Genomic DNA, 25,432 nt, shown 5'->3' with positions numbered 1-25,432 from the left:
TAACAAGGTTTAAATGAATGGACAGATAAAAATAAGACACATTTTTTAAATATTGTTTATTGATGATGTGTAGGAAAAATGATCTGCTAACCAATAAAATCGTTTAATTAAAGGATAAGATGGAGGAACTATGGAATTTTTAGAATTAACGCCAGAAGAGTATGATCTTTTTGCAAAGAATCACCCACAAGCAAATTTTCTGCAAAGCTTACCGCAGTATGAAATGAAAAAGAAGGCTGGCTATGAATGCTATATTGTTGGAGCAAAAGAAAATAATGAAGTGATTGCTGCTAGCTTTTTAGTTGGCACCAGTGTGTTGAAAATTTTCCGTTATTTTTATGCACAACGAGGCATTTTAATGGATTATGAAAATCAGGAGCTTGTTACTTTTTTTATGAAAGAGTTAAAGCAATTTTTAAAGGCTAAAAAGGCGCTTTATTTAAAATTTGATCCTTATGTGCGATACCAAGAGCATGATAAAAATGGTGACATTGTGGTGGATGGCTTTGAAAACAAACAGGTTGTAACAAACCTAACACAAGCAGGCTGTCTCCATGGTGGTTTTACAACTGGCTTCAATGATTTATCTCAGGTTCGTTGGATGATGGTACTGGATTTAAAAGAGAAAACGCCTGATGATTTAATGCAAGGAATGGATCAGCTACGTAAAAGAATGATTAAAAAAATAGATAAAGGGTATGTAAAAGTTCGCGAGCTACCGCTTGAAGAGCTGGAATTATTTGCCAATATTGTCAATCAAACTAGCGAACGCAAAGGGTTTTATAATCGCGAATTAGCCTATTATACTTCTTTATATGAAGGCTTTGGTAGTGATCGAGTAAAAGTACCATTGGCTTACCTTGATTTACCAATGTACTTGAAATCTTTAGAAGAAATAAAAGAAAAAGAAGCACAAAAAATAGCTAAATTAACGACTCAACTTGAGAAGAAACCAAATGAAAAAATTGAAAAAAACATAAAAGCTGCAGAGGAATTAGTTGCATTAAATCAAGAAAGAATTGAAGAAGCTAAGACACTGCAAGCTAGTTATGGAGATCAATTGACATTATCAACTGCCTTCTTTATTCAATATGGTGATGAAGTGCTTTATTTAGCTGGTGGTTCCTATGCAGAATATAATAAATTCAATGGACCATATGCGATTCAATGGTATATGATGAATTATGGGATTGAGCATCAATATGCGCGTTATAATTTTTATGGTACAAGTGGTAACTTTAATCAGGATGCTTCAGATTATGGTGTATTCACCTTTAAGCGTGGATTCAATGCTGTTGCAGAAGAATTGGTTGGAGATTTTTATTTACCGATTCGCCCAACTTTGTTTAACTTATATAATAAGAAAAAACATCTTGTCTAATAGTCAATGAATAAAATTCTTAGTGAGATTCAGCATAACTGAAAATCATTAAGAATTTTTTATTCTATCATCATGACCTGCCTATTTTGATAAAAAAATGTTAAAATGTAGGATAAAGAAAATCGTTAGAAATCGGATCATGAGGTGTTTAAATTGAAAAAAATAATCCAGAAAAATTGGCTTTGGTTTCTATTCATTATTCCTTGTGTCGTGTCAATCTTACTGGTGTTCAATAATGATCGATATTATCAAGCAACAATCGCTCAAGTTACTGCGGTGGAAGAGAGTACACCACAAGAGGTCATTGATTTAAATCAGAATAAAGATCAAATAATCTCTCAAAAAATCACAGCAAGGCTCACAAATGGCGACCAGCAAGGAGAGACCGTGGTATTAAAAAATGAATATGCTGTTTCTAAAGCATATGATCAAAATTATCGGATAGGCAATAAACTTTTTGTAACGGTTAATCAGCAAAGTAATGGCACATCTGTTGCCTCAATTAAAGGTGTTAAAAGAGACACTACCCTCGTTTGTCTAGGCTGGTTATTTCTTTTTGTTTTAGTCATTATTGGCAAAAAGAAAGGTCTTTTATCTGCGATTAGCTTGGGGCTGAATGTTGTGATTTTATCTGTGGCTCTAAGTCAATATACAGATTCTCAAGGTGCTAATTTATTTTTAGTGATGAGCTTAACAGTTGTTTTCTTCACTGTGACCTCGCTTTTACTTGTGAGTGGTTGTAATGGTAAAGCGTATGCAGCTATTTTAACCACATTGGCAGGTACTTTTATAGCGGTTGGGATTGCTTATGCTGTGATGAAGCTAACAGGAGAAAGAGGGCTGAGATTTGAAGAAATGCAGTTTCTAACGCGTTCGCCTAGAGAAGTCTTTTTAGCTAGTATTTTAGTAGGTTCTTTAGGAGCGGTAATGGATATTGCAATCACCATGTCAGCAGCAGTCTATGAGTTATATGCTAAAAATCCAGCGATTGAATCTAAAGCGTTATTGAAATCCGGTATGGAAATAGGAAAAGATGTCATGGGAACGATGGCGAATGTTTTATTTTTTGCTTATGTGAGTGGCGCTATTCCAATGATGATTCTTTATTTAAGAAATGGTGCAGCTATCGGCTATACAACTGCAATGAATCTTTCTTTGGAATTGGCTAGGGCTTTAGCTGGAAGTATTGGCATTGTATTAACGATTCCACTCGGCTTATGGATTTCTATTTTGTTTATTCAAAAAGGAAGTGAGAAAAAATGAATGTTTTAGTTGTGCTTGCAATCATCCTATTTGGTTTAATGTATTGGATTGGTCGAGGGAAAGGCATCCGTTCTTTTATTGCTTTGTTTTTAAATTTTGCTATTACGTTTGTGACCATTATTTTACTAACTTATCGTGATGCAGCTATTAGCATTACATTAGTAGCTTGCATATTAATTAGTTTAATCAATCTGTTTTATATCAATGAGATTACCCAGAAAACGAAAGCAGCTTTTTATGCAACACTCTTAACTCTTGGCATCTTATTAGCCGTTATTTTTGTTGTGGTTCATTTTTCAATGACTCAAGGATTTGGTGAAGAAGAGGTGGAAGAGCTGGGGATGTTTTCGTTACAAATTGGTGTGAATTTTGAAAAAATTGCGATGTCAATGATGATTATGGGGATGATTGGTGCAGTAACAGATACTTCCATTGCCATTGCTTCATCTATGAATGAAGTCTTCTTCCATCATCCAGCAATCAGTCGTAAAGCGTTATTTTGTTCAGGAATGTCAATTGGTGGGGATATTTTAGGGACAACAACCAATACCTTATTTTTTGCTTTTGTTGGTGGTTATTTAGCTTTGATTATTTGGGTAAAGGATTTAAATTATTCATTAGGTACGCTTGTGAATACAAAAGTTTTTAGCTCAGAGGTAATTTCTGTTTTATGTGTGGGCTTAGGTGCGATTTTGATTATTCCAATTACGGCTTGGTTGACCACACGTTTATTAATCAAGAAAACTGTTAAATAGTATTTTTAACACAAGAAACTAATTGTGTGAATATATGATACATTTTTCTTTGTTAGAATCATTTTATGGTATAGTTGAGTTACACCTAAGAATGCTTATTTACTTTCAGACAACCTAGATGAGATACATACTAAATAAGCGCAGCATAGAATTTGGGGACGAGACAAAACTCAAAAGTTTTATCTCGTCCCCTTAATTGCTTCTAAAAAGACATAAGTTGCCTCCATAAACGGTGGCCAAAAGGCAGGTTCTTCGGCAATTGTCAAGAACCACTGTAAACGCAGTGAACAGATGCTGATTGATACCTACTTGGTTCACAAAACATTGAATAAGGAACAAAGTCGAACGCTGTTCGATTTGTATCATGTCTCTAAGGAAAGAAAATAAGGATCAGAGTCGAACAAGTTCGATCTGTATCATGTCTCTAAGGATTAAAAATCCTAAGAGGCATGACAAGAGGCATGACAATTGTTCGTCTTTTGCTCCAATTGCTCGAACCTAAACGCCTTTTGTCTCAGCCTCATTTTTTTGAATGATAAATTATAGGGCTTCTTTTTAGCTTTGAGTATCTACTCGTTAATCTCGTTATCAGAAGCAGATAGGCTATAGAAAAGCTCTATCACTTTAGAATGGTCTAATCTAGTCAATATGGTTTCTTTTTCAAATTCAAATTGAAAGCCAACTTTTTGAACAACCCGTCTAGACTTTTCATTGAAGTCATAATGTCCACACCATAATAAGGCTAGCTTTAATTCATTAAAACTAAAATCAATCACTTTTTTGACAGCTTCTGGCATATAACCATTGCCCCAATAATCGGGATGAAGCACATAACCAATTTCTCTTTGTGGTAAATGAGCTAGCTCTTCTTTTGGTTTTCTATCATGTAGGCCAACTGCACCAATGACCTTGTTCTCTTCTTTTAACACGACAGCCCAAGTATCATCTTCAGCAATAAACATCTCCAATATCTTTTGGCTTTCCGCTAGATTTTGATGTGGTGCCCAACCAGCTTGAGGGCCAACATTAGGCAATTTTGCATAATCGTATAAATCAGCGACATCCGTTTTTTGCCAAGGTCGTAAAAATAATCTTTCTGTTTCTAGTAATTTCATCTCCTATCACTCCTCGTATGATAAATTGTTCTTATTCTATCATAAATAAAAGTGGGAAACTAGAGGTATTCTCTCTTCCTCAAAACTTTTTTTCTAATATCTGTTATACTAAGTAGGTAGGGTATGAAAGAGGTGAAGAAAATGATGATGGATAACGGGCATATTGAAATACTTAATGATATTAAACATGGTAGATTATTACATGAAAGTACAACGGGGCTTAAGCTAAGTACTGGGGAGGATGCGCAGCCTCTGATTGTGGCATTAGTTGAAGCGGGTTATGTGATTACAGTTCCAAGTCATTCGCAAACTGATTTTCAAATTATTAAAGGCTTGACCAGTAAAGGTCGAGAAATATTAAATGATTCCAATCTTTAAATAAGCTATCAGCTTTAGCTGAAACACAATAAAAAATAGGTTAAGATAACACTCCATTAGAGTTTATCTTAACCTATTTTGTTTTAAACGGGCATAATAATTGGTAAAATCATTGGTTTACGTTCTGTTTTCTCATATAGGAAAGGCTGTAAAGCATCAATAATCGCAGTTTTTAATGTTTGTTCAGAAACTTCATCCGCTGCTAAAGCTTTTTTCAAGTGATGGAATAGTACATGTTGTCCTTCTTTGATTAAATCACCTGATTCACGCATATAGATAAAGCCACGAGAAAGGAGGTCTGGACCAGCTAATATTTCTTTGCGTTTCATATCAACTGTTACAACCACAACAACTAAACCTTCTTCAGAAAGGGTACGACGATCTCTTAAGACCACATTGCCGATATCCCCAATTCCTTTACCATCTACATAAACATCACCAGCATTAAAATGACCAGCAAATCTAGCAGAATCAGCAGTTAAAGCGACTACATCACCATTGCCTAAAATAAAGCAATTTTCTTTTGGTACACCAACTTGTTCTGCTAAACCAGCATGAACTTTTTGCATACGAAACTCCCCATGAACGGGAATAAAATATTTAGGCTTCATTAAACGTAACATCAATTTTTGTTCTTGTTGGCCACCATGACCAGAAGTATGGATATTGTTGACCTTCCCATGAATCACTTCAGCACCAGCTTCAGAAAGGAGGTTAATCACTTTATTGACACTCGTTGTGTTTCCAGGAATCGGTGAACTTGAGAAAATCACAGTATCATCTGGCTGAATTGAAATTTGTCGATGTGTACCATTGGCAATCCGTGAAAGGGCAGCCATTGGTTCGCCTTGTGAGCCAGTACATAAAATAATCACTTCATTTGCAGGAAATTGATTGATTTCCTGCGGTTCTACAAAGGTTTCCTTAGGTGCTGTGATATAGCCTAATTCACGACCAGTCACCATAGCTGTTTCCATACTACGACCAAAGACTGCAATTTTTCTACCTGTTTTCACTGCAGCATTTGCCACTTGTTCTAAACGGAACATGTTAGAAGCAAAGGTAGCAAAAATAATACGACCTTCAACTTTTTGGAGAATACTTGTAATCGTTTCGCCAACCAAACGCTCTGATTTTGTAAAGTTAGGAACCTGTGCATTGGTACTATCAGATAAGAGAGCAAGAACGCCTTCCTCACCAATTCGTGCCATTTTGTGTAAATTAGCTGGTTCGCCAACAGGTGTAAAATCAAATTTAAAGTCACCAGTTAAGACAATATTACCAGGTGGTGTTTTAACAACTACACCTAAAGCATCTGGAATACTATGGGTTGTTCTAAAAAAGCTAATACTTGTTTTTCTGAACTTAATGACATCCTCTTCACCAATTTGATGTAAGACTGCATCACGTAATAAACCATGCTCATCTAATTTATTGCGAATCAATGCTAGTGCAAGAGGTCCAGCATAAATTGGAATATTTGCTTGTTTTAATAAGAAAGGAATTCCACCAATATGATCTTCATGACCATGGGTGATAATTAACCCTTTGACTTTATGAATGTTTTGAATAATATAGCTGTAATCAGGAATCACATAGTCGATTCCTAATAACTCATCTTCTGGAAATTTAACACCAGCATCCACAATGATAATTTCATCTTGGAATTGTACACCATAAGTGTTTTTTCCGATTTCCCCTAAACCACCAATACCGAAGACAGCCGCTTCATTATTTTTAATCGAAAGTTTCATGAATTAAAACTCCACCAAAGTAAATTCTGGGTTTTGTTGTTCATAGGCAAGGTGTTTACCTTCGATAACTTGAACATATTCAATATTGTAAGGGGTATTTTTTTCTAATATTGAACGTGCTTCTACATCATTTTCAGCTTCAATAAATAAAGCTCTTGTATCCTCACGTTTTGGATTTCTTACTTTTGTTTCTTGATATTGTACTTTATAAATCATCTTTATCTCTCCTTTAATAGTGTCCTGTTTCTTAATGAGACAGGGGATAGATTGAATTTTTCAACGTTGAAGCTGATTTTCCCTAAGGACAGGCCTCAAATTGATACCATTCAAATCTTAATTTTTATGCTTATTTTATCTCGACTTTTAGAATGATTCGTTCTTAAAAGGCGTTGAAAACAAAATCTTGTACCTAAGCTTGACCAACATTTCTTCACACGATTTAACAAATAAAGGACAGACTTCTCCTTTATTAAATGAAACCACACGCAACTTGTTACATTTGCATCTTAAATAAATGTAAGACAAGTAAATATTCACTTTCCCGAACTTGTGGTTGTGTGAGAGCACAACATGTAATCATAGTTTAACATATTTTGGCGATGAAGTATAGAAAGGAAGCTTTAAAAAATCTTTTTTTCTAATAAAATGAAGTGGGAAAAAAGAGCGGAAAACATTGATTTGACTTGTTTACATCCATTTTTATTTGTGTTAAAGTGAAAGCATTAGCCTTAAACCATTTAATGACAAAATAGAATGATTAAAGTTTGGTTATAGTAGCAAAATGATGAGTAGAAAAGGAGTGGAATAAGGGTGAAATTAATGTTGACCTACCTGAAAAGGTATAAGGGATATGTCTTCCTAAATTTTTTGTGTGTCTTTGGTTTTATTATTATTGAACTAGGGTTGCCGACTTTACTAGCAATGATGATAGACGATGGTGTGGCACAAAATGATTTTGGTGTTGTCCAAAAATATGGCCTGTGGATGATTGGAATCGTTGCCATTGGCTTACTAGGATTAATTCTACTTTCTTACTTTGGAAGTAAAATTACAACTGGAATTGTGCGCGATATGCGTGACGATATGGTTGAGAAAGTACAAGAATATTCCCATGCAGAATTTGATAAACTTGGCGTTCCTTCATTAGTAACGAGAACAACGAATGATGCGTTTCAAGTGATGCAATTTCTACAAATGTTTTTAAGAATGGGTATGATGACCCCATTGATGTTTATTTCAAGTTTAGTGATGATTGTCAGAACAAGTCCATCTTTAGCTTGGAGTGTTTTAATTGCAGTTCCTATCCTATTATTAGGTGTTGTGGTTGTTGGGGGCAAATCTGAACCTTTATCAGATGAACAACAAAAGAATTTAGATAGTATCAATTTAAATTTACGAGAAAATTTAACAGGCTTACGTGTGATTCGTGCATTTGTAAATGAAAAATTTCAAGAAAGTCGTTTTAATAAAGTCAATACAGCCTATACTAACATCTCTAAGAAATTATTTAAATTAATGGCTTTAGCACAACCAGGATTTTCAATTATCTTTAATTTGATTTTTGTTGCGGTTATTTGGTTTGGTGCCGTTCAAATTAATGCAGGAGATTTACAGGTTGGGAATTTGGTAGCATTTGTTGAATATATGTTCCATGCATTGTTTTCATTTATGATGTTTGCAGGTCTATTTATGATGTACCCAAGAGCAGCTATTTCTGCTGGTCGTATCCAAGAGGTCTTAGAACAAGAGCCTAGTATTCATGAAGAAGATGGGGTAACAGAAACAGAAACTCATGGTTATGTTGAATTTGAAAATGTGACCTTTGCTTATCCTGGAAATACTGAAGAGCCAATTATTCGTGATGTGAGTTTTAAAGCAGCACCTGGAGAAACAGTGGCTTTTATCGGCAGTACAGGAAGTGGTAAATCAACCCTGATTCAATTGATTCCACGTTTCTATGATGTTAGTCGTGGTCGTGTCTTAGTCGATGGGGTAGATGTACGAGATTACCGTTTAAGTGCCTTACGTAAAAAAATTGGCTTTATTCCACAAAAAGCTTTACTTTTCACGGGTACCATTGCAGAAAATATCCGTTATGGAAAACATGATGCAACTAAAGACGAACTAGATACTGCTTCAGAAATTGCACAAGCAAGTGAGTTTATTCAGCTGAAGCCAGAAAAGTTTGAGGAGCATTTATCTGAAGGCGGAAGTAATATGTCTGGTGGCCAAAAGCAACGCTTATCCATTGCCAGAGCAGTAGTGAAACGTCCAGATGTTTATATCTTTGATGACTCATTTTCTGCACTAGATTATCAAACTGATGCAAAATTACGTGCACGCTTAAAGAGAGAAACAGGCAATTCAACTGTTTTAATTGTTGCACAACGTGTTGGAACAATTATGGATGCAGATAAGATTTTGGTTTTAAATGAAGGTGTCGTTGTTGCAGAGGGCACACATAAAGAACTGTTGAAAACAAGTGATGTCTACTATGATATTGCGGCTTCTCAGTTATCGAAGGAGGAGTTAGCATGAAAGGATTCGGACAAATAAAACGTTTAGCTAGATTTGTGAAGCCTTATCAAGCAGGCTTTATTCTATCGATGGTACTGACGTTTATCTCAGTTTTAGCAAATGCCTTGTCTCCTTTTATTATGGGCTTTGCCATTACAAGAATTACAGAAAATTCAATTGATATTATGAAGAAAGTTCCAGGAGCAAAAATGGACTTTCCTTATATTGGTAAGATTATTGTCATTACCTTGATCGTTGCCGCAGTTTATCAATTGACACAATATTTATCTATGTATGTGATGACAGAAGTTGTGCAAAACACCATGTTTGATTTACGTAAAACTTTAGAAGAAAAAATCAATCGTTTACCTGTTTCTTATTTTGATCGTAATCAACAAGGAAATATTTTAGGACGTGTAACTAATGATGTGGATGCGATTTCTGTTGCGATGCAACAAGGGCTGATTCAAATTGTTACTGCTGTTTTAGGGATTACCTTTGCGGTTGTGATGATGTTGGTCATTTCACCGATGTTAACAGCGATTGCCATTTTTATTATTCCTGGCTCTATTTTAATGTCAAAATTTCTTGTTAAAAAATCTCAGGATTCCTTTGCAGGGATGCAAAATGCCTTAGGTGATTTAAATGGGAATGTTCAAGAAAGCTATTCTGGCTTTTCTGTGATTAAACTTTATGGAAAAGAAGCAGATACAGTAAGAGATTTCAAAAAAATTAACCATCGTTTATCTCGTTTTGGTTTCAGAGCGGCCTTCATTTCAGGCTTGATGATGCCATTAGTTGGATTGGTTACCTATGTAGCCTATGGTGGTGTGGCAGTACTAGGCTGTTATTTGGCCATTCAAGGAATTTTAACAATTGGTCAATTACAAGCTTTTAGTCAATATATTTGGCAAATTAACCAACCCGTTTCTCAAATGACACAAATTTCAGGAATGCTACAAAGTGCAATGGCTTCAGCTACTCGTGTTTTTGAAATCTTAGATGAAGCAGAAGAAGTGCCTGATTTAGTAGAGCTACCTTTACCAGAAAACATTGAAGGACATGTGAGCTTTGAGCATGTACGCTTTGGTTATAATGAAGAGAAACCATTAATCAAAGATTTAAGCTTTGAAGTGAAAAGTGGTCAAACAGTTGCGATTGTTGGACCAACTGGTGCGGGTAAAACAACCTTAATCAATTTATTGATGCGCTTTTATGATATTGATGGTGGTGCCATTAAAATTGATGGGATTAGTACCAAAGATATGAAACGCTCTGATGTGCGTTCACTGTTTGGAATGGTGCTCCAGGATGCTTGGCTTTATCATGATACGGTTTCAGAAAACATTCGTTTTGGTAAACTAGATGCAACAGAATATGAAGTAGTTGATGCTGCCAAAACAGCAAATGTGCATCATTTCATTCGTACGTTACCTGATGGTTATGAAATGAAACTCAATCAAGAAGCTTCCAATATTTCACTTGGTCAAAAACAATTATTAACCATTGCTAGAGCTGTGATATCGGATCCTAAAATTTTGATTTTAGATGAAGCAACCAGTTCAGTTGATACAAGGCTAGAAGCATTGATTCAAAAAGCTATGAAACGTGTGATGGAAGGACGAACTAGCTTTGTGATTGCACATCGTCTCTCAACCATTCGTGATGCTGATTTGATTTTGGTGATGAACCAAGGAGAAATTATTGAGCAAGGAACCCATGATAGCTTATTAGCTGATGGCGGTTTTTATGAAAAACTTTATAAGAGTCAATTTAGTGAAGAAGTAGAATAACAAGGAATAACCTATGTGTGTATTAGCATAGGTTGTTTTTTTTACTTGCCAATTTGACTGAATAGATGTTAAAGTAAAGAGGAACCTTTTGAAAAGGAGGTGAAGGAAGAATGCGCAGTATTGAAGCAATGAATCGTTTACGAGCAGGGGAAACTATTTTTCGCTATCGTGAAGCGGGCAACTCTATGTTACCACTGATTCGTTCAATGCAACCAGTGACACTTGAACCAATTCAGGATGTTGAGTTAAAAGTTGGTGATATTGTTTTTTGTAAGGTAAGAGGAAACTTTTATACACATAAAATTAGTAAAGTGAGAGGTAAACAATATCAAATTTCTAATAATCATCGACATGTAAATGGTTGGGTGACTAGGAATAGCATTTATGGAATTGTCACAAAAATATTAGAAAAATAGGCCGTTCCAAAAGCATGCAACAGTTAACTGTTGGATGATTTTTTTTTACATAAATTACCTGTATATTATTATTAGTTTATTTTAAATTTTGATTTAAAATGATATCAATTAGATTTCTTGTTATATGTTAATATTATGTTTGCAGATGGATAGAAAAGTGAGTAAAAATGCGTATTGACAATAAATCAATGCTTCGATATGATTGCATTGCAAGTAACATCTGTTAATTGCAGCAACAAATCTCTATACTGAAAATGTGTATTTAAAGGCTTCAGAATGTTGGATAAACAGCATTTTGAAGTCTTTTTGCATTTTAGGCTTAAAAATGCATAAAACAGATGTTATTTACAAAATTTTTTAGCATTTTTCGTGATTTTAGAATCAATTGAGAGGGAGAATTAAAATGAGTGAGAAAAAGAGTATGATCAAAAGAGGTTTATTGTCATTTATTACGATTAGTGCCATTTGGTTGCTATCCGCTGCTGCAATAAAAACACAAGCTGAAACAATTGAATTTGAGGATCAAGCTGAAGAACAAGAAGATCCAGCAAGTCGCGCTGAAAAAAGCAGTGCTGTAAATTTTAAAGTGAAAAGAGTAGCTGAACAGTATCAGTTGGAAGATTTATTGATTCAAGAAAATTTTGGAACGATTGCTTCTGTTACGATTAAAATGCCTAAAGGACTTAATTTAGATGCTACTTCTTTCTCTTTACCAACTGGTTGGACTACATATAACGAACCTGGTTCTGATGTGATAAACTATTTATTGACACAAAATAATTCTCCTCAAATTGTGCAAAATACGCTACAGCAATTAGCTTTTAATATTGAGAAGGAAGAATTAACCAAAGGGAAAATTTCAATTTCTATTAGTGAAGAAGACATCTCTGCATGGACAGATCCTAATGGAAAGACGCACTACTATAAATATGTCAAGAATAGCTTACCATGGTTAGAGGCTTATAGTGCGGCTAAAAAAGAAAGATATAAAGGCTTAACTGGATATTTGGCTACAATTACAAGTCCTGAGGAGCATACTTATATTTATGAGTCAGTTGCAAAAGATACAGGAATGCTTGGCGGAACTAGGGCAGTGAATAAGAATGGGACAAAAATTTCCGATGTAGCATCTATTAGCCCTGTTCTCAGCAATTATAATCTTAGTAAAGATGACTGGTACTGGGCATCTGGACCAGAAGCAGGTGAGGTATTCTTTATAGGAAAGAAGAAACCCGGTATGAAACCTGAGGATAAATATAATGGTTGGACACCAACTGAACCAAATAATCATGGCGGATCAGAAGCGTTTTTACAATTTGCGCAAGGTGGCGTGAAAGATTGGAATGATTTAGAAAATTTAGGAGATACGCCAAATAATAGGGGATATTATGTTGAATTTAGTGAATACGGAGGACAAAAAGAAATAGAAGAAAATTCTTACTCAGCAGATGTACCACAGCTAGTCAAAGTTGTTTATCAAGATCAACAAGATAAAGAAAAGTTAGCTGAGGAGGTCATTATCAGTAAAAACTTTTGTATTGGCGATGCATATGATACTACAAGTTTTAGAAAAGAAATTACTGATTATGAACTTGTTGGGATACCAACAGAAAACGGGAACTATAAAAATGAGCCGATAACCTTAATTTATACTTATAAGCGGAAATATTTAACATTACATATCAAGCAAGTAGTGTTAAATACTTCTCCTGATTTAGTGATACCAACAAAAGGTTATGCTACACTTAAAAATGTAGACAATGAAAATCCTACGGAAGTTCACTCAATTTATGAAGAAATCAATTTATCTCTTCCATCTAGATTAGCTGACCAAGAAGAAGCAGGGAACTATCAAGTTGTTAAAAATAAGACGAATAACTTTTATCAAGTAATACTGATGCTGCCAGAATATTATCAAAATATGGGGTATGTGTTGACAGATGTTGAGGCTATCCATGATGTTAGTCAGAAACAGCTGGGAATACCTGTTATGAATAGCTTAGAAAAATCTGAATATTGGCTGACACTATACATTCAACCGAACTCAACTTCTTTTAGACCTTATACTTGGAATTATCAATTAACAGGAATGAATTAAAGTTTAGTCTGATTTTTTATCTCATCCTTTAATAACTAAATGAAATCAGATATGTTAAGATCTATTAGACATTTTACGGAAATCCATTCATAAAATATCTGCTAATAAATGACGGCTAAAGGTAAGAGCTAAGGTTCAGAGTTGAACTGTGTTCAATCTGTATCATGTCTCTAAGAATTGAAAATCCTAAGAGCCATGACATTGCGCTTTCATCCTTGAACAGGTAGAATGGAGATAAGAAATAAACCATAGTAAGGATGGAACATATGCAGAAGAAAATGATTTTTTTTGATATTGATGGGACATTGGTTAATGGGCAAAATGAAGTACCTGAAAGTACAAAGCAAGCATTGATTGAGCTAGAAAAGAATGGTCATGAAATTGCGATTGCAACAGGTCGAAATTTAAGTTTAGCACAGCCTGTAATTGATTTATTAGGTTTTAAAAATTATGTAATTTGTAATGGGGCAGCTGGTTACTATCATCATGAAAGAGTTTGCCATCACCCAATAGATAAAGCTTCTTTATTGAAGCTACTAGCAACAGCAGATGAATTAGGACATCAAATGATTGTTGAATCTGATGCGCTCCTTAGAAGACGTGATGAAGAGTATGCACCAATTGTTGAGGAAGCTTTAGCAACAGTCGGCGCAACGCCACCACCAGTCGATAAAGCCTTTCATTTAAATCATGAAGTTGTACAATGTTTACATTTTTATCCAGAAGCTGATCAACATCATTATGAAGATGACGGACAATTTCCTTTATTGAAATTTGTTCGTTGGCATCCAGGCTCAGTAGATGTGCTACCACATGGTGGCTCAAAAGCCAAAACAATTATGGAATTAACTGAGAAATTAGGGATTCAGCCAGAAAATATCTATGCTTTTGGAGATGGCTTAAATGATGTCGAAATGTTGTCACAAGTTCATCATAGTGTTGCAATGGGAAATGCAACAGATGAAGTGAAAAAACATGCAAAACATGTTACTACTTCAGTAGATGAGGATGGCATCTTTCTTGCTTTGAAGAAGCTGAATTTAATTTAAGGTAAAGAGGCTGAGCCAAAAGGCGCTTAGGTTCGAGCACCGGGTAGGTACTTTTCTACATCAACTCATACTTCGTTGTGAATCAAAGCAATTGGAGCAAAAGATGAACAATTGTCATGCCTCTTGTCATGCCTCTTAGGATTTTTAATCCTTAGAGACATGATACAGATCGAACTTGTTCGACTCTGATCCTTATTTTCTTTCCTTAGAGACATGATACAAATCGAACAGCGTTCGACTTTGTTCCTTATCAAATGTTTTGTGAACCAAGTCCTTCACCAAGTAGGTACTATTCATCATCGAATCACTTTGTTCTCCGTGATTCTTAGCAACTCTAGCATGTTTCATGCGTAGAAGTTGTTGTGATCGAAGCGTAGCGTAGTAGGTATCAATCAGCATCTGTTCACTGCGTTTACAGTGGTTCTTGACAATTGCAGACCGAACCTGCCTTTTGGCCACCGTTTACGGAGGCAATTTATGCTTTTTTAGAAGTAATTAAGGGGTTGGGATAAAACTTTTTAGTTTTGTCCCAATCCCTTTTATTGCTTAAATACTTAGTTTTATGAGAAAAGAAAGAATCATTCTAATCTGATGTTCAAAAAACGTTCATAATTTTCTGTTTTAGAATAAAATAATTTACTCAATAAATCATTTGTATTCTATTTTATGCTATAGTTTAATTGCTTTAACAAAATCATACATACTTGGAGGACAAAAATGAATTATAAGAAAATTGCACTACTAGCATCTACAACCTTACTTAGTGTGGCATTAGTTGCCTGTGGTGGGAATGACAAAAAGAAAGAAGAGGCATCTTCGGAAGCAACCAGTAGTTCAGTAGAGAAAAAAGAAACAAAAAAAGAGTCCAAAAATGAGGATTCTAAGGAATTCAAAGAATTTGCAGATGATGTACAGAAGAAAATGAAAGCGAAAGAAATGACTTCGATTTATAACGATTTTGAATCAAAAGACTTTCAAAAAGGAAATATAAAAGTCACTCTTGAAGGCTATGAACTATTAGAAGTAAAAGATTTTAGCAATGACTATGCGATTCAGTATAAAGATAATACTGATGAAGGTGGTGTCATGATTGCCAAATTTAGTGTTGAGAATGAAGGCGAAGAGGATCTTTATTATTCCCCAACATTAGACTTTACAATTGGAAGCGATAAAAAACCATATGGTTGGAAAAAAAATATGATGCCTAATGATGTAGATGCAATTAATAGTATTTTTGTACAAAATAAAAATTTAGTGAAAGGGAAAGAAAAAATCACTGGATTCACAGTCTACTCTATTAATAAAGAAGCTTTAGATAAAATGAAAGAGGAAGGTTTTATTGATTTATCTATCCCAGCTGCGTATCCTAATGATAGCTTAAATATGAAGGAACGCATTGGTGAAGATGAAAAAGTAAAACTAGCAGTGACTAAGAATGGTGTAGAGGTATTAGAGAAAAAAGGTAGCTTTTACCAAGACAAACCCACAACTGAAAATTGGGGCGAAAAAACACTGCTTAAAGAGAAAAAAGACATTAATGAAACCGTCACTTTTAAAGAGGTTGATTATACTTTAAATGGTTATCAATTCGCTGAATTTACACCAAGTGCAGATGAAGCAAGAACCTTTGAAGATTTTAAAAATGGTATCGTTCTATTAACTGTAGATTTAAGCTTAACTAATAATTCAGCGAGCGGTATCGAGTTGAGTTCATCAAGTTCATTATTATTAGTCAACGATGAATCACAAAAATTAATGAGTCAAGGAACACTATTAAATCGCTTAACAAAAGACATACTTGCACCAGGAGAAAAAGAAGAACACTGGTTACAAGTCTACATTTTAGATAAAGAACAATATGAAAAAATTTGGAAAGAGAAAGACTTTATTATCGATATGAAACCTAAGAGTGAAGATATGGCTTCATTGACAAAATACCAAGAAATTCTCATTACATTACCACAATAAAAATAGGTCATGTTGTGTGACTTTCAAGTAAGCTGAAACAGTATCTCATTGATTTTTTACTTAAAATCAACGAAATAAAAGTTGGGTAAAGTAACTGTAAAAAAACGTATGGAATCGAAAATTGATTTCATACGTTTTTTCTGTTTTAGAAAAATATTCTGCTAGATTTTTTTATTCACTAAAAGGCAACTAAAATAAATGAAAAAAAGCAATATCTATTGAATAATTCACAAAAATGTCACAAATATATTCTGTACAGAATACTCATTTAATTGGAACTATTATAAAATGAATACAGGCTTGTTACATCGAATACAGGTCAACAATTACAACTAAGAGGAGGTGTAAGAGAATGGGAAGAATTAAATTAACGCCAGATGAGTTAGAAAATTCAGCAAAAAAATATGCTGAAGGAGCTGGTGAAGTCCGAAACGTCTTGCAAAATTTGAAAGCAGAACAAGGGATTATTCATGATAACTGGGAAGGTAATGCCTTCACTAAGTTTGAAGAGCAATTTGATGATTTATCTAAAAAAGTAGAGCAATTTGCTGATTTATTAGATCAAATCAAACAACAAATGGATTCTGTTGCAGATATTGTTAGAAATACGGATGCTGAGATTGCAAGCAAAATCGGTGGCTTATAGAACAAACGAAGTCGAGAGGGTCTTTCCTCTCGCTTTTTTTCTAAAACGAATTCCGCCAATTCATTGGCTTTCAGATAGATGAACATCATAGAAAAGGAGTAACAAAATGAAAAAGAAATTAATCGTAGCTGCGATGTTGTTGGTATTGGCTGTGACATTGGGTTCAGGTTTGACCTATTTAGGGCTTGGACAAAACAACCAAAGTGAGCAGCAATCTCAAGAAGTAGATAAAATGACCATTGCGATTGTGAATGAAGATGCGGGTGTTACCTTTGGAGAGAAAGACTATAATATCGGAGCTGGCTATATCAAAAAAATTGAGCAAGATAAAACACAAAACTGGTATGTTGTCAGTCGAGGGGTAGCAGAAAGTGGTTTAAATAATAATAGCTATAACTTGATGATTGTGATTCCTAGTGATTTTTCACAACGTGTTTTTGCGATTAATGAAGTAGCACCTGAAAAAGCAACGATTCGCTATAAAATTAATGCCAATGGAAATAAGGATGTCGAGATAGAAAGTAGCAAATTAGCGAAGCAAATTATTTCAGAGCTAGATAAAGATTTAATTGATGTTTACTTTGCAACGATTGTTGATAACTTATATACCGCACAAAAAAATGTTGAAATCTTAGTTGGTAATAATAAAGAAAGCATTAGCACTTATAAAGACAAAGTTCACCAACCCGTTTCAGGTTATACCAATCAATTTGATGTTGCAAAAAAATCGGCAGATACGTCTACAGATGGCATGAATAGCATGAAAGACACCTTACATAGCTACTTAGATTCTTATAGCAATTATCAAGAAAGCCAACAGAAGTTTCAAGATGGACAGACTAAATTTACTGAAAAGCAACAAGAAAATAAGCTGCAATATGATTTAGTAATGGAAAATATTAAAGAAGTTAATGCACAATTTCAGGGAGAAGATACTGAAGCTTTATATGCTTCATTACTGGCTGTTAATCAACAGCTTTCCAAAGAATTTACAGATGAAGATTTCATGTTTAAAAATCAAATAGAACAAATGCAAGCCTATACTGAAAATGTTCAAACAACCATTGAAAATGAACGCATCAATATTGAAGCCTTACTAGAAAATGATTCAGAAACATTAAAGGAACAAATTAAAACCTTATTAGAAGAAAAATATACCAATCATGCGGGGAAACCAATCGGTGAATTAACGATTGAGGACTTCTTAAGAAATCAAGGAGCGCAAATTAATTTAAGTGAACGCTTGCAAGCCTTACAAAATATTGAAGCAAACCATCTTGATTTAAGCTATCAAGCACTTATGAATTTACCTTTTCAATCACTAGAAGTATTAGAAAATGAACAATCACTGAGTGTAGCAACTAAGCAAGAACTAATGGAAATGCTGGAAACCCTGCAACACTATTATCCAAGCTATCCAGAAAATACAAGTGGCGGGACCATTGTTTCTCAAATTCCTGATCCAGCCATTAATGAAACCTATCAGGCAATTGTGGCATCAGGCCAAGCCTTAACTTTTGAACTGCCATTTCGGATATTACCGAAAAACTTAACCCTTTATGAGCCAGAATCAAGGCTACGCATCATCCTGCCAGCTAATCAGCCAGTTCAAATAACCAACATTATTTTTAATGATGCTCAGGAAATAAGCGATCCAGTATGGCTTCAGAAAATGTCTGAGATGAATGGGGTAACACTTGAGGAATTGACGGCATTAATTGGTCCATTCCAAGCCTCAACAAAAATCGTTATTCGTTATCAAATAGCAAATCAACTGGCTTTAAATGAAAATTCTGAAATTACCATCCAATGGCATCTTGTGAAGACAGGAGTTCCAGTTGAAGTGGAGACTTTAGATCCAATTAAATTAGCGATACCTGACCATTTAAAACAATATGCAGAAGCCAAAACAACCTATCAAGAACGAGAGCTTCGTTTAATTGAAGCTTATCAGAACAATCTCAAACTAGTGAAAGAATTATTTGGCGACTATCCAGCTGACGAACCTGAACCTTATTATATTGAAAAAGAAGATGAGACAACAGGCAGCACCTATTTTGTTTCCTTAAAACCAAAGATGAGTAGCCAGTTTTATCAATCACTAAAGGATCAAAAAATTTATGAATCCATGTCAGATTTAATGCTGACCCCGTTAAAAGCCTCATTTGAAGACTATCAAATGAAATATAACAACTATACAGAAGCTGCCTTAGCAATGGAAATCGCCTCAATTGATTTGACCAATCGCATGGAAGAAGTGGTAAACAACACCCTTTTACTAGATGAAGAAGTCCAAAATCAATTTGACAACCTAGCCGCTTGGCGCAAAGAGCTTGCAACAATTGAAAGAGATGAACAAAAGACCGTCTCACTAACAGAAGGCGAGCATCAAACGATGCTATCAATGAGTGACTCAATGAAAGGCTTACTATTACAATCAGAAAGCTTGAAAAAAAATGCTGAAATGAATATTGAAGCTGCGGATCGTATCCTAAAAATCTTTTCAGAGTTTAACCAAAAGGCAGATGATATTTTAGTGAGTGGTCAAACACTAACCAAGAATACAGATAAGCTGATGACACACTTTGCAGATGAAGTTACAAACAATGAGGATTTCAGCGCTGTCTTTAACCAAGTCTTAGCCAACAGCCAAAAAGATGGTGTCATTAATGATGATTTAGTGAAATTCCTTTCCTCACCAGTTAAAGGCGATGATCAAGGAAGAATAGCGAGTGGCGATACCTATTACCCTTATCTGATTGTGATTGTCTTAGCAATCACTGCGATTTTTACAGGAATTGTCTTAAACACTGCAACCTTCCAAGAAAAAGCACAAAACGTCTTTAAAGGAGCAGAACCCTTAGTCATTAGAAACCTATTCACTACTTCAATGGCCTTTTCATTTGGCTTAGTCGAAGGCGTGATTATCAGCTTCTTTAGTACCAATTTACCAGGCATTACCCCACAAATGGAATTAGGCTGGATGCTCAGAATCCTCCTCTTACAAATTCTATTTGTCTTACTTGCAACCTATCTCATGAGACAGCTTCAAGTAGTGGGATTATTTATTAATTTAAGCATCTTTACGATGTATATTTTCTTAACAGATGCAGTAGGCAAAGTCTTAGACAGCACCTCTTCATTGGATAAACTCCGTACAGCCTTACCGCTTTATCAAGGAGAACAGCTGCTCAATAACTATCTCACAATTGGCAATGAACAATGGGATTTGATCTTTATCTTCCTATTTATGTCAGTGGCTTTATTGATTTTAAATCTCGTTGTGTGGACACCCACTAAAAAAATAACAACGAAAAAACGTGAGGAGGCAGTGGAATGAAATTAATGAAGAGAATCACTCCGATGATTGTTCTACTAGCCATTTTGCTCTACCCTAAAACAACCGCTTTCGCTACAACCGAACTAAAAGATAACCAGCTAGATATGAAGACCAACCGAATTGAAGCAAAAACCGGAGAAAAAGAAATTCAAGGGGGAAATAACGAAACCCTATTTGATGAAACAATCATGAATGAACTATCAGAAAAAATGGAAAAAGAAGCAGCAGAAAAAGCCGCTAAAGCAGAAAAAATTTTCATTCAAGAAATGAAGGATGCGACACTTTATGATCCCTCAGGACTATTCAATGAACCAGAAAATGCTCAGCCAATCAGTCAAACAACTAAAACAACAACTGAAGCACCAGTGAATCATACCAATACCTTGTTATTAACAGGTGGTAGCTTTGTGACAGTCGTTGGTGGTGCAATTGCTTCCGTTTTAAATTACAAAAAAGGAGATTAATCCCAGTGAGCGCAGAAAATCATATCAATATCACCTTATATTATCGAGAAAATCCAGCACAGCAATATGACCTACGTGTGCCCATTCATCAAACAGTCAAATACTTTATTGATGAAATGGATAACACCTTACATGTAACCAGAAAAAGCCAAGCAAAGGGCATTTACCAATTAAAAGTTTTAAATAAAGGCTTGGTTTTAACCGATAACCAAAAAATGAATGATTACCCCATCACAACTGGGGATCAAATCGAAATCTATTAATGAAGATAAAGGGAGAGGACAACATGTCAACCAAAGAGAATATTCAATTTGAACAACAAACCTATACGATTGAAAAAACACCAGAAAGCTGGACGGTGCAAATTAAAAAATCTGATATCCGTTTAAAAAAAGAAGCAGAATTAAATTTATTACTGGATCAAAAGGATTTATTTATGCCCGTTTCAATGACTTGGCAGGAAGATGACGTGCAATTTGTCTATACCCCCATTCGCCAAGGTCAAAGCTTTGACGAAGTGAAGCAGCTGTCTTCACTAGAACGCTTAAGAGTTGCAATGAATTTAGCTAAATATGAAAGCTTGGTTGGCCAATGCTATACCTTCTTCTTAGATCCAGCTAACTTACAATTTGATCAAAACTTATTACCACAATTAGCGTATCGTGGCTTAACAGCTGGCTTACCACCAGCAGAAGTGACCGAAGAGAAATTTCTACGTCAATACCAATCAATCGTAGTGACACTTTTCTCTAAAAAATTAACCTTTGCAGATTTATATAATGGCAACCTAGAACGCACAAAAGAAAATGCCTTTGTCAAAGAAGTCATTGCCAAAAAAAGTGTTGCAGAGATTGTCAGCTATATTGAAACACAGTATGAGAAAGCCAAAAAAGAAGCGCAGCAAAAAATGAAGGTTGTTCCTAAACGAAAATTTATGCTCTATAAACAGCTGACCATTTGGCTCACCGTTGTGGTCTTATTATTAGCGATTCCGTTAGGCTACTTAACGATTTTCTCAATGCCACATCAAAACCGTTTATTAGCAGCAGATAGTGACTTCCTAAAAGCGGATTATGAAGGGGTTATTACACAATTAAAACCAATTGAAACTAAGAATATTGATAAAACCCAAAAATATATTTTAGCCTATTCTTACTTACAAGGAAAAGACTTAACCGATGCCCAAAAAGCGACCATTATGAAAAATCTTAGCTTAAAATCAGCAGACGATTATTTAACCTATTGGATTGAAAATGGCCGTGGAAACCTAGATGAAGCCATTGATATTGCCCAAAAACTAGAGGAGCCACATTTACTTCTTTATGCCTATATGCAAAAAATGGAACAAATTAAAAATGACCCAGCCCTTTCTGGTCAAACAAAACAAGAAGAGCAAGAAAAATACCAACAAAAATATGATGCCATTGAAGAAAAATACAGCAAAGAAGAAGAAAAAGAAGGCTCGCTTTTAGAGGAAGAAGCACCACAAGAGAAAACTGAAAGTGACAGCAAATAGAGGAGCGAAAACATAAATGAAGCAACTGATTTTATTGATTACGCATGAAGCACAACAACATCAATTGATGCTAGATTCAAACAAAAGCTATACCATTGGTCAATCAGAGAAAAATAGTATTGTCTTACCAGAAAGTGGCGAACAAGTCATAACCATTCATTTTGATGAGGACAAGCAGCTTTGGTGCGCAGATGAGCAAACTTTACTGATGACACAAGCAATGACCATTCCTTTTAATGAAGGCGCGCTTGAATTCTTTTTAAGCGAAGACTTACCCAAGCAGGCTTATAGTTTGCTTGGCTTAACCACATGGCGCATTGGTCAAGATGCAGGAGCGATGATTACTTTAGCAGATGAAGCGGATACTGCACTATTATTTGAAAAGCAAAAAATGGGCTGGCAATTAATGATTGCCAATGCCCCAATTTATGTAAACTTTCAATTAGCAACAGGGAGCGTTCACTTAACCAGTGGTGATCAGCTGACCATTGCCCATCAGACCTATACCATCTATGAAGATGAGATTCATGTGGCAATAAGTGATAAGATGACGGTTCAATTACCAGCGTTGGCACTTTCAGCCTATACCTTTTATGAAGACTATCCTGATTACCATCGTTCACCACGCTTAATTTACCGTGATCCAGAAGAAAAAATCACATTAGCGCCACCAGATAGCGCACCAAGTAAAAACAATCAGCAATTACTGAAAACCATTTTACCGCCATTATTAATGTTGGGAATGACCATTGCGATGAACTTTATCCAACCAAGAGGACCATATGTCTTAATAACGGCCGCAACAACTGTGATGACCTTGGTTTTTTCAGTGACCAATTATTTCAAGCAAAATAAAAAGTTTAAACAAGATGTGATTGATCGTAAACGCATTTATGAAGAATATCTAACAGAGAAATCAAAAGAAATCTATAGCCTAGCCTTAGAACAGCGCCAAGGAAGACTCTATCATTATCCAAGCATGGAAGAGCTAGCCGAATTAGGGGCAAAATTTAATCATCGTATCTATGAAAAAACAGCCTTACATCATGACTTTTTAACCTATCGATTAGGTTTAGGGGATGTCAAACTATCCTCTGAAGTATCTTATTCAGGAAGTGAAGGCCAAAAGAAATTAGATGAAATCGAACAAGAAGGAATGAATTTATGGCGTGATACCCAAAAGGTCAGCAATGTCCCAGTAACCACAGATTTAATTTCAGGACCACTTGGCTATATTGGCCCACGTAAATTAGTGATTGAACAGCTGCATTTACTTGTGAATCAGCTTTCATTTTTCCATAGCTACCATGATTTACAAATGATTTCCATTTTCCCAGAGGATGAATTACCACAATGGAACTGGATGCGCTTTTTACCACATGCCAAATTACAAGAAATGAATGTGCGAGGCTTTGTCTACCATCAACGTAGCCGCGATCAAGTCTTAAACAGCTTAACGCAAATCTTGAAAAATCGTAAAAACGCCTTAGATGAAAAAGGCCGAGGTGGCGAAAATACCATTTTTACCCCACACTATGTGGTGATGATTACAGATGAAAAACTGATATTAGACCATGCCATTATGGAATTTTTCAATGAAGATCCAAGTAACCTAGGCTGTAGCATCATCTTTGTACAAGATGTGATGAGTAGCTTACCAGAAAATATCCAAACCATTATTGATGTTAGAGATAGCAAAACAGGCATGATGGTCTTAGAAAAAAATGAATTAAAAAACATTCGCTTTGAATTGGACCATTTCCCAGCCGATTTCGACAAAGAAAAGCTGCCAAGAATCTTAGCACCACTGAATCATTTACAAAACCTGAAAAACAGCATACCAGAAGCGATTACCTTCTTAGAAATGTATGAGGTAGATAAGTTTGAAGACTTAAATGTCCAACAAAGATGGGCCGCCCATTCACCACATAAAAGCTTAGCTGTTCCATTAGGAGTACGAGGAAAAGAGGATATTGTTTACTTAAACCTCCATGAAAAAGCCCATGGTCCACATGGCTTAGTAGCGGGAACAACAGGTTCAGGGAAATCAGAGATTGTCCAAAGCTATATCTTAAGCCTAGCAGTCAATTTCCATCCATATGAAGTCGCGTTCCTCTTGATTGACTACAAAGGTGGAGGAATGGCGAATCTCTTTAGAAACCTGCCTCATTTATTAGGTAGTATTACCAACTTAGATGGTGCTCAAAGTATGCGTGCCTTAATTTCGATTAATGCCGAATTAAAGCGTCGCCAGCGCTTATTCTCAGAAAACAATGTGAATCACATTAACCAATATCAAAAGCTTTATAAAGATGGCGATGTGAGTGAACCAATGCCACATTTATTCTTGATTAGTGATGAGTTTGCGGAGTTAAAATCTGAGCAACCAGAATTTATGAAAGAGCTCGTTTCAACGGCTCGTATTGGACGTTCACTAGGTATTCACTTGATTTTAGCAACTCAAAAACCAAGTGGTGTCGTAGATGACCAAATTTGGAGTAACTCAAAGTTCAAATTGGCCTTAAAAGTAGCGGATAAATCAGATTCAATGGAAATGCTCAAAACCCCAGATGCGGCGGAAATTACCCAACCAGGACGTGCTTATTTACAAGTTGGGAACAATGAAATTTATGAGCTGTTCCAAAGTGCTTGGAGTGGGGCAGATTACCTTCCAGATCAGTCTGATCAAGAAGAAGTGGATAATACAATTTATGCGATTAATGACTTAGGTCAATATGAAATTTTAAGTGAAGATTTAAGTGGCTTATCCGATGGCAAAGAAGTCAAAACGGTGCCAACTGAATTGGATGCGGTGATTGATGGCATTCATGCGATTACTGAAGAAGCAGGGATTGCACCATTACCAAGACCATGGTTGCCACCACTTGCAGAGCGTGTGTATTTACCTGAGTTGGATACGGTAGATTATAAGGTGGCTTGGCAAGAGAAGTCGGAGCTTGAGCCAATGCTAGGGATTGC

Annotated in this window: 19 protein-coding genes; 16 read left to right on the top strand and 3 right to left on the bottom strand. The window is 35.4% G+C overall.

Features of this window, described 5'->3' with window-relative positions; all coding sequences use genetic code 11:
- The first annotated feature begins 130 nt into the window (after nt 1–130).
- The 3 genes from BMW29_RS01905 (at nt 131) to BMW29_RS01895 (ending at nt 3,399) form a co-directional block, all read left to right on the top strand.
- On the top strand, nt 131–1,381 hold the full coding sequence (locus tag BMW29_RS01905) for an aminoacyltransferase (RefSeq protein WP_092649738.1): 1,251 nt from the start codon (nt 131–133) through the stop codon (nt 1,379–1,381).
- A gap of 153 nt (nt 1,382–1,534) precedes the next feature.
- A complete protein-coding gene (locus BMW29_RS01900; RefSeq protein WP_245706209.1) occupies nt 1,535–2,644 on the top strand; it encodes a YibE/F family protein in 1,110 nt (369 codons plus the stop codon).
- Complete coding sequence (locus BMW29_RS01895) at nt 2,641–3,399, top strand: YibE/F family protein (RefSeq protein WP_092649733.1); 759 nt, start codon at nt 2,641–2,643, stop codon at nt 3,397–3,399. Before BMW29_RS01900 ends, BMW29_RS01895 begins: the two co-directional genes overlap by 4 nt.
- Before the next feature lie 569 nt (nt 3,400–3,968).
- Here BMW29_RS01895 and BMW29_RS01890 read toward each other — a convergent pair.
- Nucleotides 3,969–4,514, bottom strand: coding sequence for a GNAT family N-acetyltransferase (locus BMW29_RS01890; protein ID WP_092649731.1), 546 nt, complete (start codon nt 4,512–4,514; stop codon nt 3,969–3,971).
- A gap of 141 nt (nt 4,515–4,655) precedes the next feature.
- Here BMW29_RS01890 and BMW29_RS01885 point away from each other — a divergent pair, with 141 nt between their 5' ends.
- Nucleotides 4,656–4,892 (top strand): hypothetical protein, encoded by a 237-nt coding sequence (locus BMW29_RS01885; protein WP_092649729.1) that lies wholly within the window; start codon nt 4,656–4,658, stop codon nt 4,890–4,892.
- Between the two features lie 83 nt (nt 4,893–4,975).
- Here BMW29_RS01885 and rnjA read toward each other — a convergent pair whose 3' ends face one another.
- Nucleotides 4,976–6,646 carry a ribonuclease J1 gene (gene rnjA, locus BMW29_RS01880; protein ID WP_092649727.1) on the bottom strand — a complete coding sequence of 557 codons (1,671 nt, stop codon included), beginning with the start codon at nt 6,644–6,646 and terminating at the stop codon, nt 4,976–4,978.
- Nucleotides 6,647–6,649: 3 nt separating this feature from the next.
- Nucleotides 6,650–6,862 carry a DNA-directed RNA polymerase subunit epsilon gene (locus BMW29_RS01875; RefSeq protein WP_092649725.1) on the bottom strand — a complete coding sequence of 71 codons (213 nt, stop codon included), beginning with the start codon at nt 6,860–6,862 and terminating at the stop codon, nt 6,650–6,652.
- A gap of 594 nt (nt 6,863–7,456) precedes the next feature.
- Between BMW29_RS01875 and BMW29_RS01870 the strand changes: the two genes are divergently transcribed.
- The 12 genes from BMW29_RS01870 to essC all read left to right on the top strand — a co-directional run.
- Entirely contained in the window at nt 7,457–9,184 is a 1,728-nt protein-coding gene (locus tag BMW29_RS01870; RefSeq protein WP_092649723.1) for an ABC transporter ATP-binding protein, read from the top strand.
- A complete protein-coding gene (locus BMW29_RS01865) occupies nt 9,181–10,956 on the top strand; it encodes an ABC transporter ATP-binding protein (protein WP_092649721.1) in 1,776 nt (591 codons plus the stop codon). Before BMW29_RS01870 ends, BMW29_RS01865 begins: the two co-directional genes overlap by 4 nt.
- A gap of 110 nt (nt 10,957–11,066) precedes the next feature.
- Complete coding sequence (locus BMW29_RS01860) at nt 11,067–11,372, top strand: S24 family peptidase (protein WP_092649719.1); 306 nt, start codon at nt 11,067–11,069, stop codon at nt 11,370–11,372.
- Nucleotides 11,373–11,775: 403 nt separating this feature from the next.
- Nucleotides 11,776–13,470 carry a MucBP domain-containing protein gene (locus BMW29_RS01855; protein WP_092649717.1) on the top strand — a complete coding sequence of 565 codons (1,695 nt, stop codon included), beginning with the start codon at nt 11,776–11,778 and terminating at the stop codon, nt 13,468–13,470.
- A 266-nt stretch (nt 13,471–13,736) separates the two neighbouring features.
- Complete coding sequence (locus BMW29_RS01850; RefSeq protein WP_092649715.1) at nt 13,737–14,519, top strand: Cof-type HAD-IIB family hydrolase; 783 nt, start codon at nt 13,737–13,739, stop codon at nt 14,517–14,519.
- 717 nt (nt 14,520–15,236) lie between these two features.
- Nucleotides 15,237–16,487, top strand: coding sequence for a hypothetical protein (locus BMW29_RS01845; RefSeq protein ID WP_092649713.1), 1,251 nt, complete (start codon nt 15,237–15,239; stop codon nt 16,485–16,487).
- Nucleotides 16,488–16,839: 352 nt separating this feature from the next.
- On the top strand, nt 16,840–17,133 hold the full coding sequence (locus BMW29_RS01840) for a WXG100 family type VII secretion target (protein ID WP_092649711.1): 294 nt from the start codon (nt 16,840–16,842) through the stop codon (nt 17,131–17,133).
- Nucleotides 17,134–17,239: 106 nt separating this feature from the next.
- Nucleotides 17,240–20,473 carry a type VII secretion protein EsaA gene (gene esaA, locus BMW29_RS01835; protein ID WP_092649709.1) on the top strand — a complete coding sequence of 1,078 codons (3,234 nt, stop codon included), beginning with the start codon at nt 17,240–17,242 and terminating at the stop codon, nt 20,471–20,473.
- Nucleotides 20,470–20,937, top strand: coding sequence for a hypothetical protein (locus tag BMW29_RS01830; protein ID WP_092649707.1), 468 nt, complete (start codon nt 20,470–20,472; stop codon nt 20,935–20,937). Before esaA ends, BMW29_RS01830 begins: the two co-directional genes overlap by 4 nt.
- Before the next feature lie 5 nt (nt 20,938–20,942).
- Complete coding sequence (locus BMW29_RS01825; RefSeq protein ID WP_092649705.1) at nt 20,943–21,200, top strand: EsaB/YukD family protein; 258 nt, start codon at nt 20,943–20,945, stop codon at nt 21,198–21,200.
- A 23-nt stretch (nt 21,201–21,223) separates the two neighbouring features.
- Nucleotides 21,224–22,453 carry a type VII secretion protein EssB gene (gene essB / locus BMW29_RS01820; RefSeq protein WP_177165642.1) on the top strand — a complete coding sequence of 410 codons (1,230 nt, stop codon included), beginning with the start codon at nt 21,224–21,226 and terminating at the stop codon, nt 22,451–22,453.
- Between the two features lie 16 nt (nt 22,454–22,469).
- Nucleotides 22,470–25,432: type VII secretion protein EssC (gene essC, locus BMW29_RS01815; RefSeq protein WP_092649701.1), on the top strand; the 2,963-nt coding region annotated here is incomplete at its 3' end.

This window comes from Isobaculum melis, from assembly GCF_900111355.1.
Lineage (GTDB): Bacteria > Bacillota > Bacilli > Lactobacillales > Carnobacteriaceae > Isobaculum > Isobaculum melis.
The sequence above is the reverse complement of the archived record's forward strand: the minus strand, read 5'-3'. Positions and strand labels throughout refer to the sequence as shown.

Bases quoted from the DNA above. Each gene is read 5' to 3' on its own strand.
- BMW29_RS01855 (WP_092649717.1), top strand. From the start codon at position 11,776: ATGAGTGAGAAAAAGAGTATGATCAAAAGAGGTTTATTGTCATTTATT.
- BMW29_RS01840 (WP_092649711.1), top strand. From the start codon at position 16,840: ATGGGAAGAATTAAATTAACGCCAGATGAGTTAGAAAATTCAGCAAAA.
- BMW29_RS01845 (WP_092649713.1), top strand. From the start codon at position 15,237: ATGAATTATAAGAAAATTGCACTACTAGCATCTACAACCTTACTTAGT.
- BMW29_RS01830 (WP_092649707.1), top strand. From the start codon at position 20,470: ATGAAATTAATGAAGAGAATCACTCCGATGATTGTTCTACTAGCCATT.
- BMW29_RS01890 (WP_092649731.1), bottom strand. From the start codon at position 4,514: ATGAAATTACTAGAAACAGAAAGATTATTTTTACGACCTTGGCAAAAA.
- BMW29_RS01860 (WP_092649719.1), top strand. From the start codon at position 11,067: ATGCGCAGTATTGAAGCAATGAATCGTTTACGAGCAGGGGAAACTATT.
- rnjA (WP_092649727.1), bottom strand. From the start codon at position 6,646: ATGAAACTTTCGATTAAAAATAATGAAGCGGCTGTCTTCGGTATTGGT.
- esaA (WP_092649709.1), top strand. From the start codon at position 17,240: ATGAAAAAGAAATTAATCGTAGCTGCGATGTTGTTGGTATTGGCTGTG.
- BMW29_RS01875 (WP_092649725.1), bottom strand. From the start codon at position 6,862: ATGATTTATAAAGTACAATATCAAGAAACAAAAGTAAGAAATCCAAAA.
- BMW29_RS01895 (WP_092649733.1), top strand. From the start codon at position 2,641: ATGAATGTTTTAGTTGTGCTTGCAATCATCCTATTTGGTTTAATGTAT.
- BMW29_RS01905 (WP_092649738.1), top strand. From the start codon at position 131: ATGGAATTTTTAGAATTAACGCCAGAAGAGTATGATCTTTTTGCAAAG.
- BMW29_RS01865 (WP_092649721.1), top strand. From the start codon at position 9,181: ATGAAAGGATTCGGACAAATAAAACGTTTAGCTAGATTTGTGAAGCCT.
- BMW29_RS01850 (WP_092649715.1), top strand. From the start codon at position 13,737: ATGCAGAAGAAAATGATTTTTTTTGATATTGATGGGACATTGGTTAAT.
- BMW29_RS01885 (WP_092649729.1), top strand. From the start codon at position 4,656: ATGATGATGGATAACGGGCATATTGAAATACTTAATGATATTAAACAT.
- essB (WP_177165642.1), top strand. From the start codon at position 21,224: ATGTCAACCAAAGAGAATATTCAATTTGAACAACAAACCTATACGATT.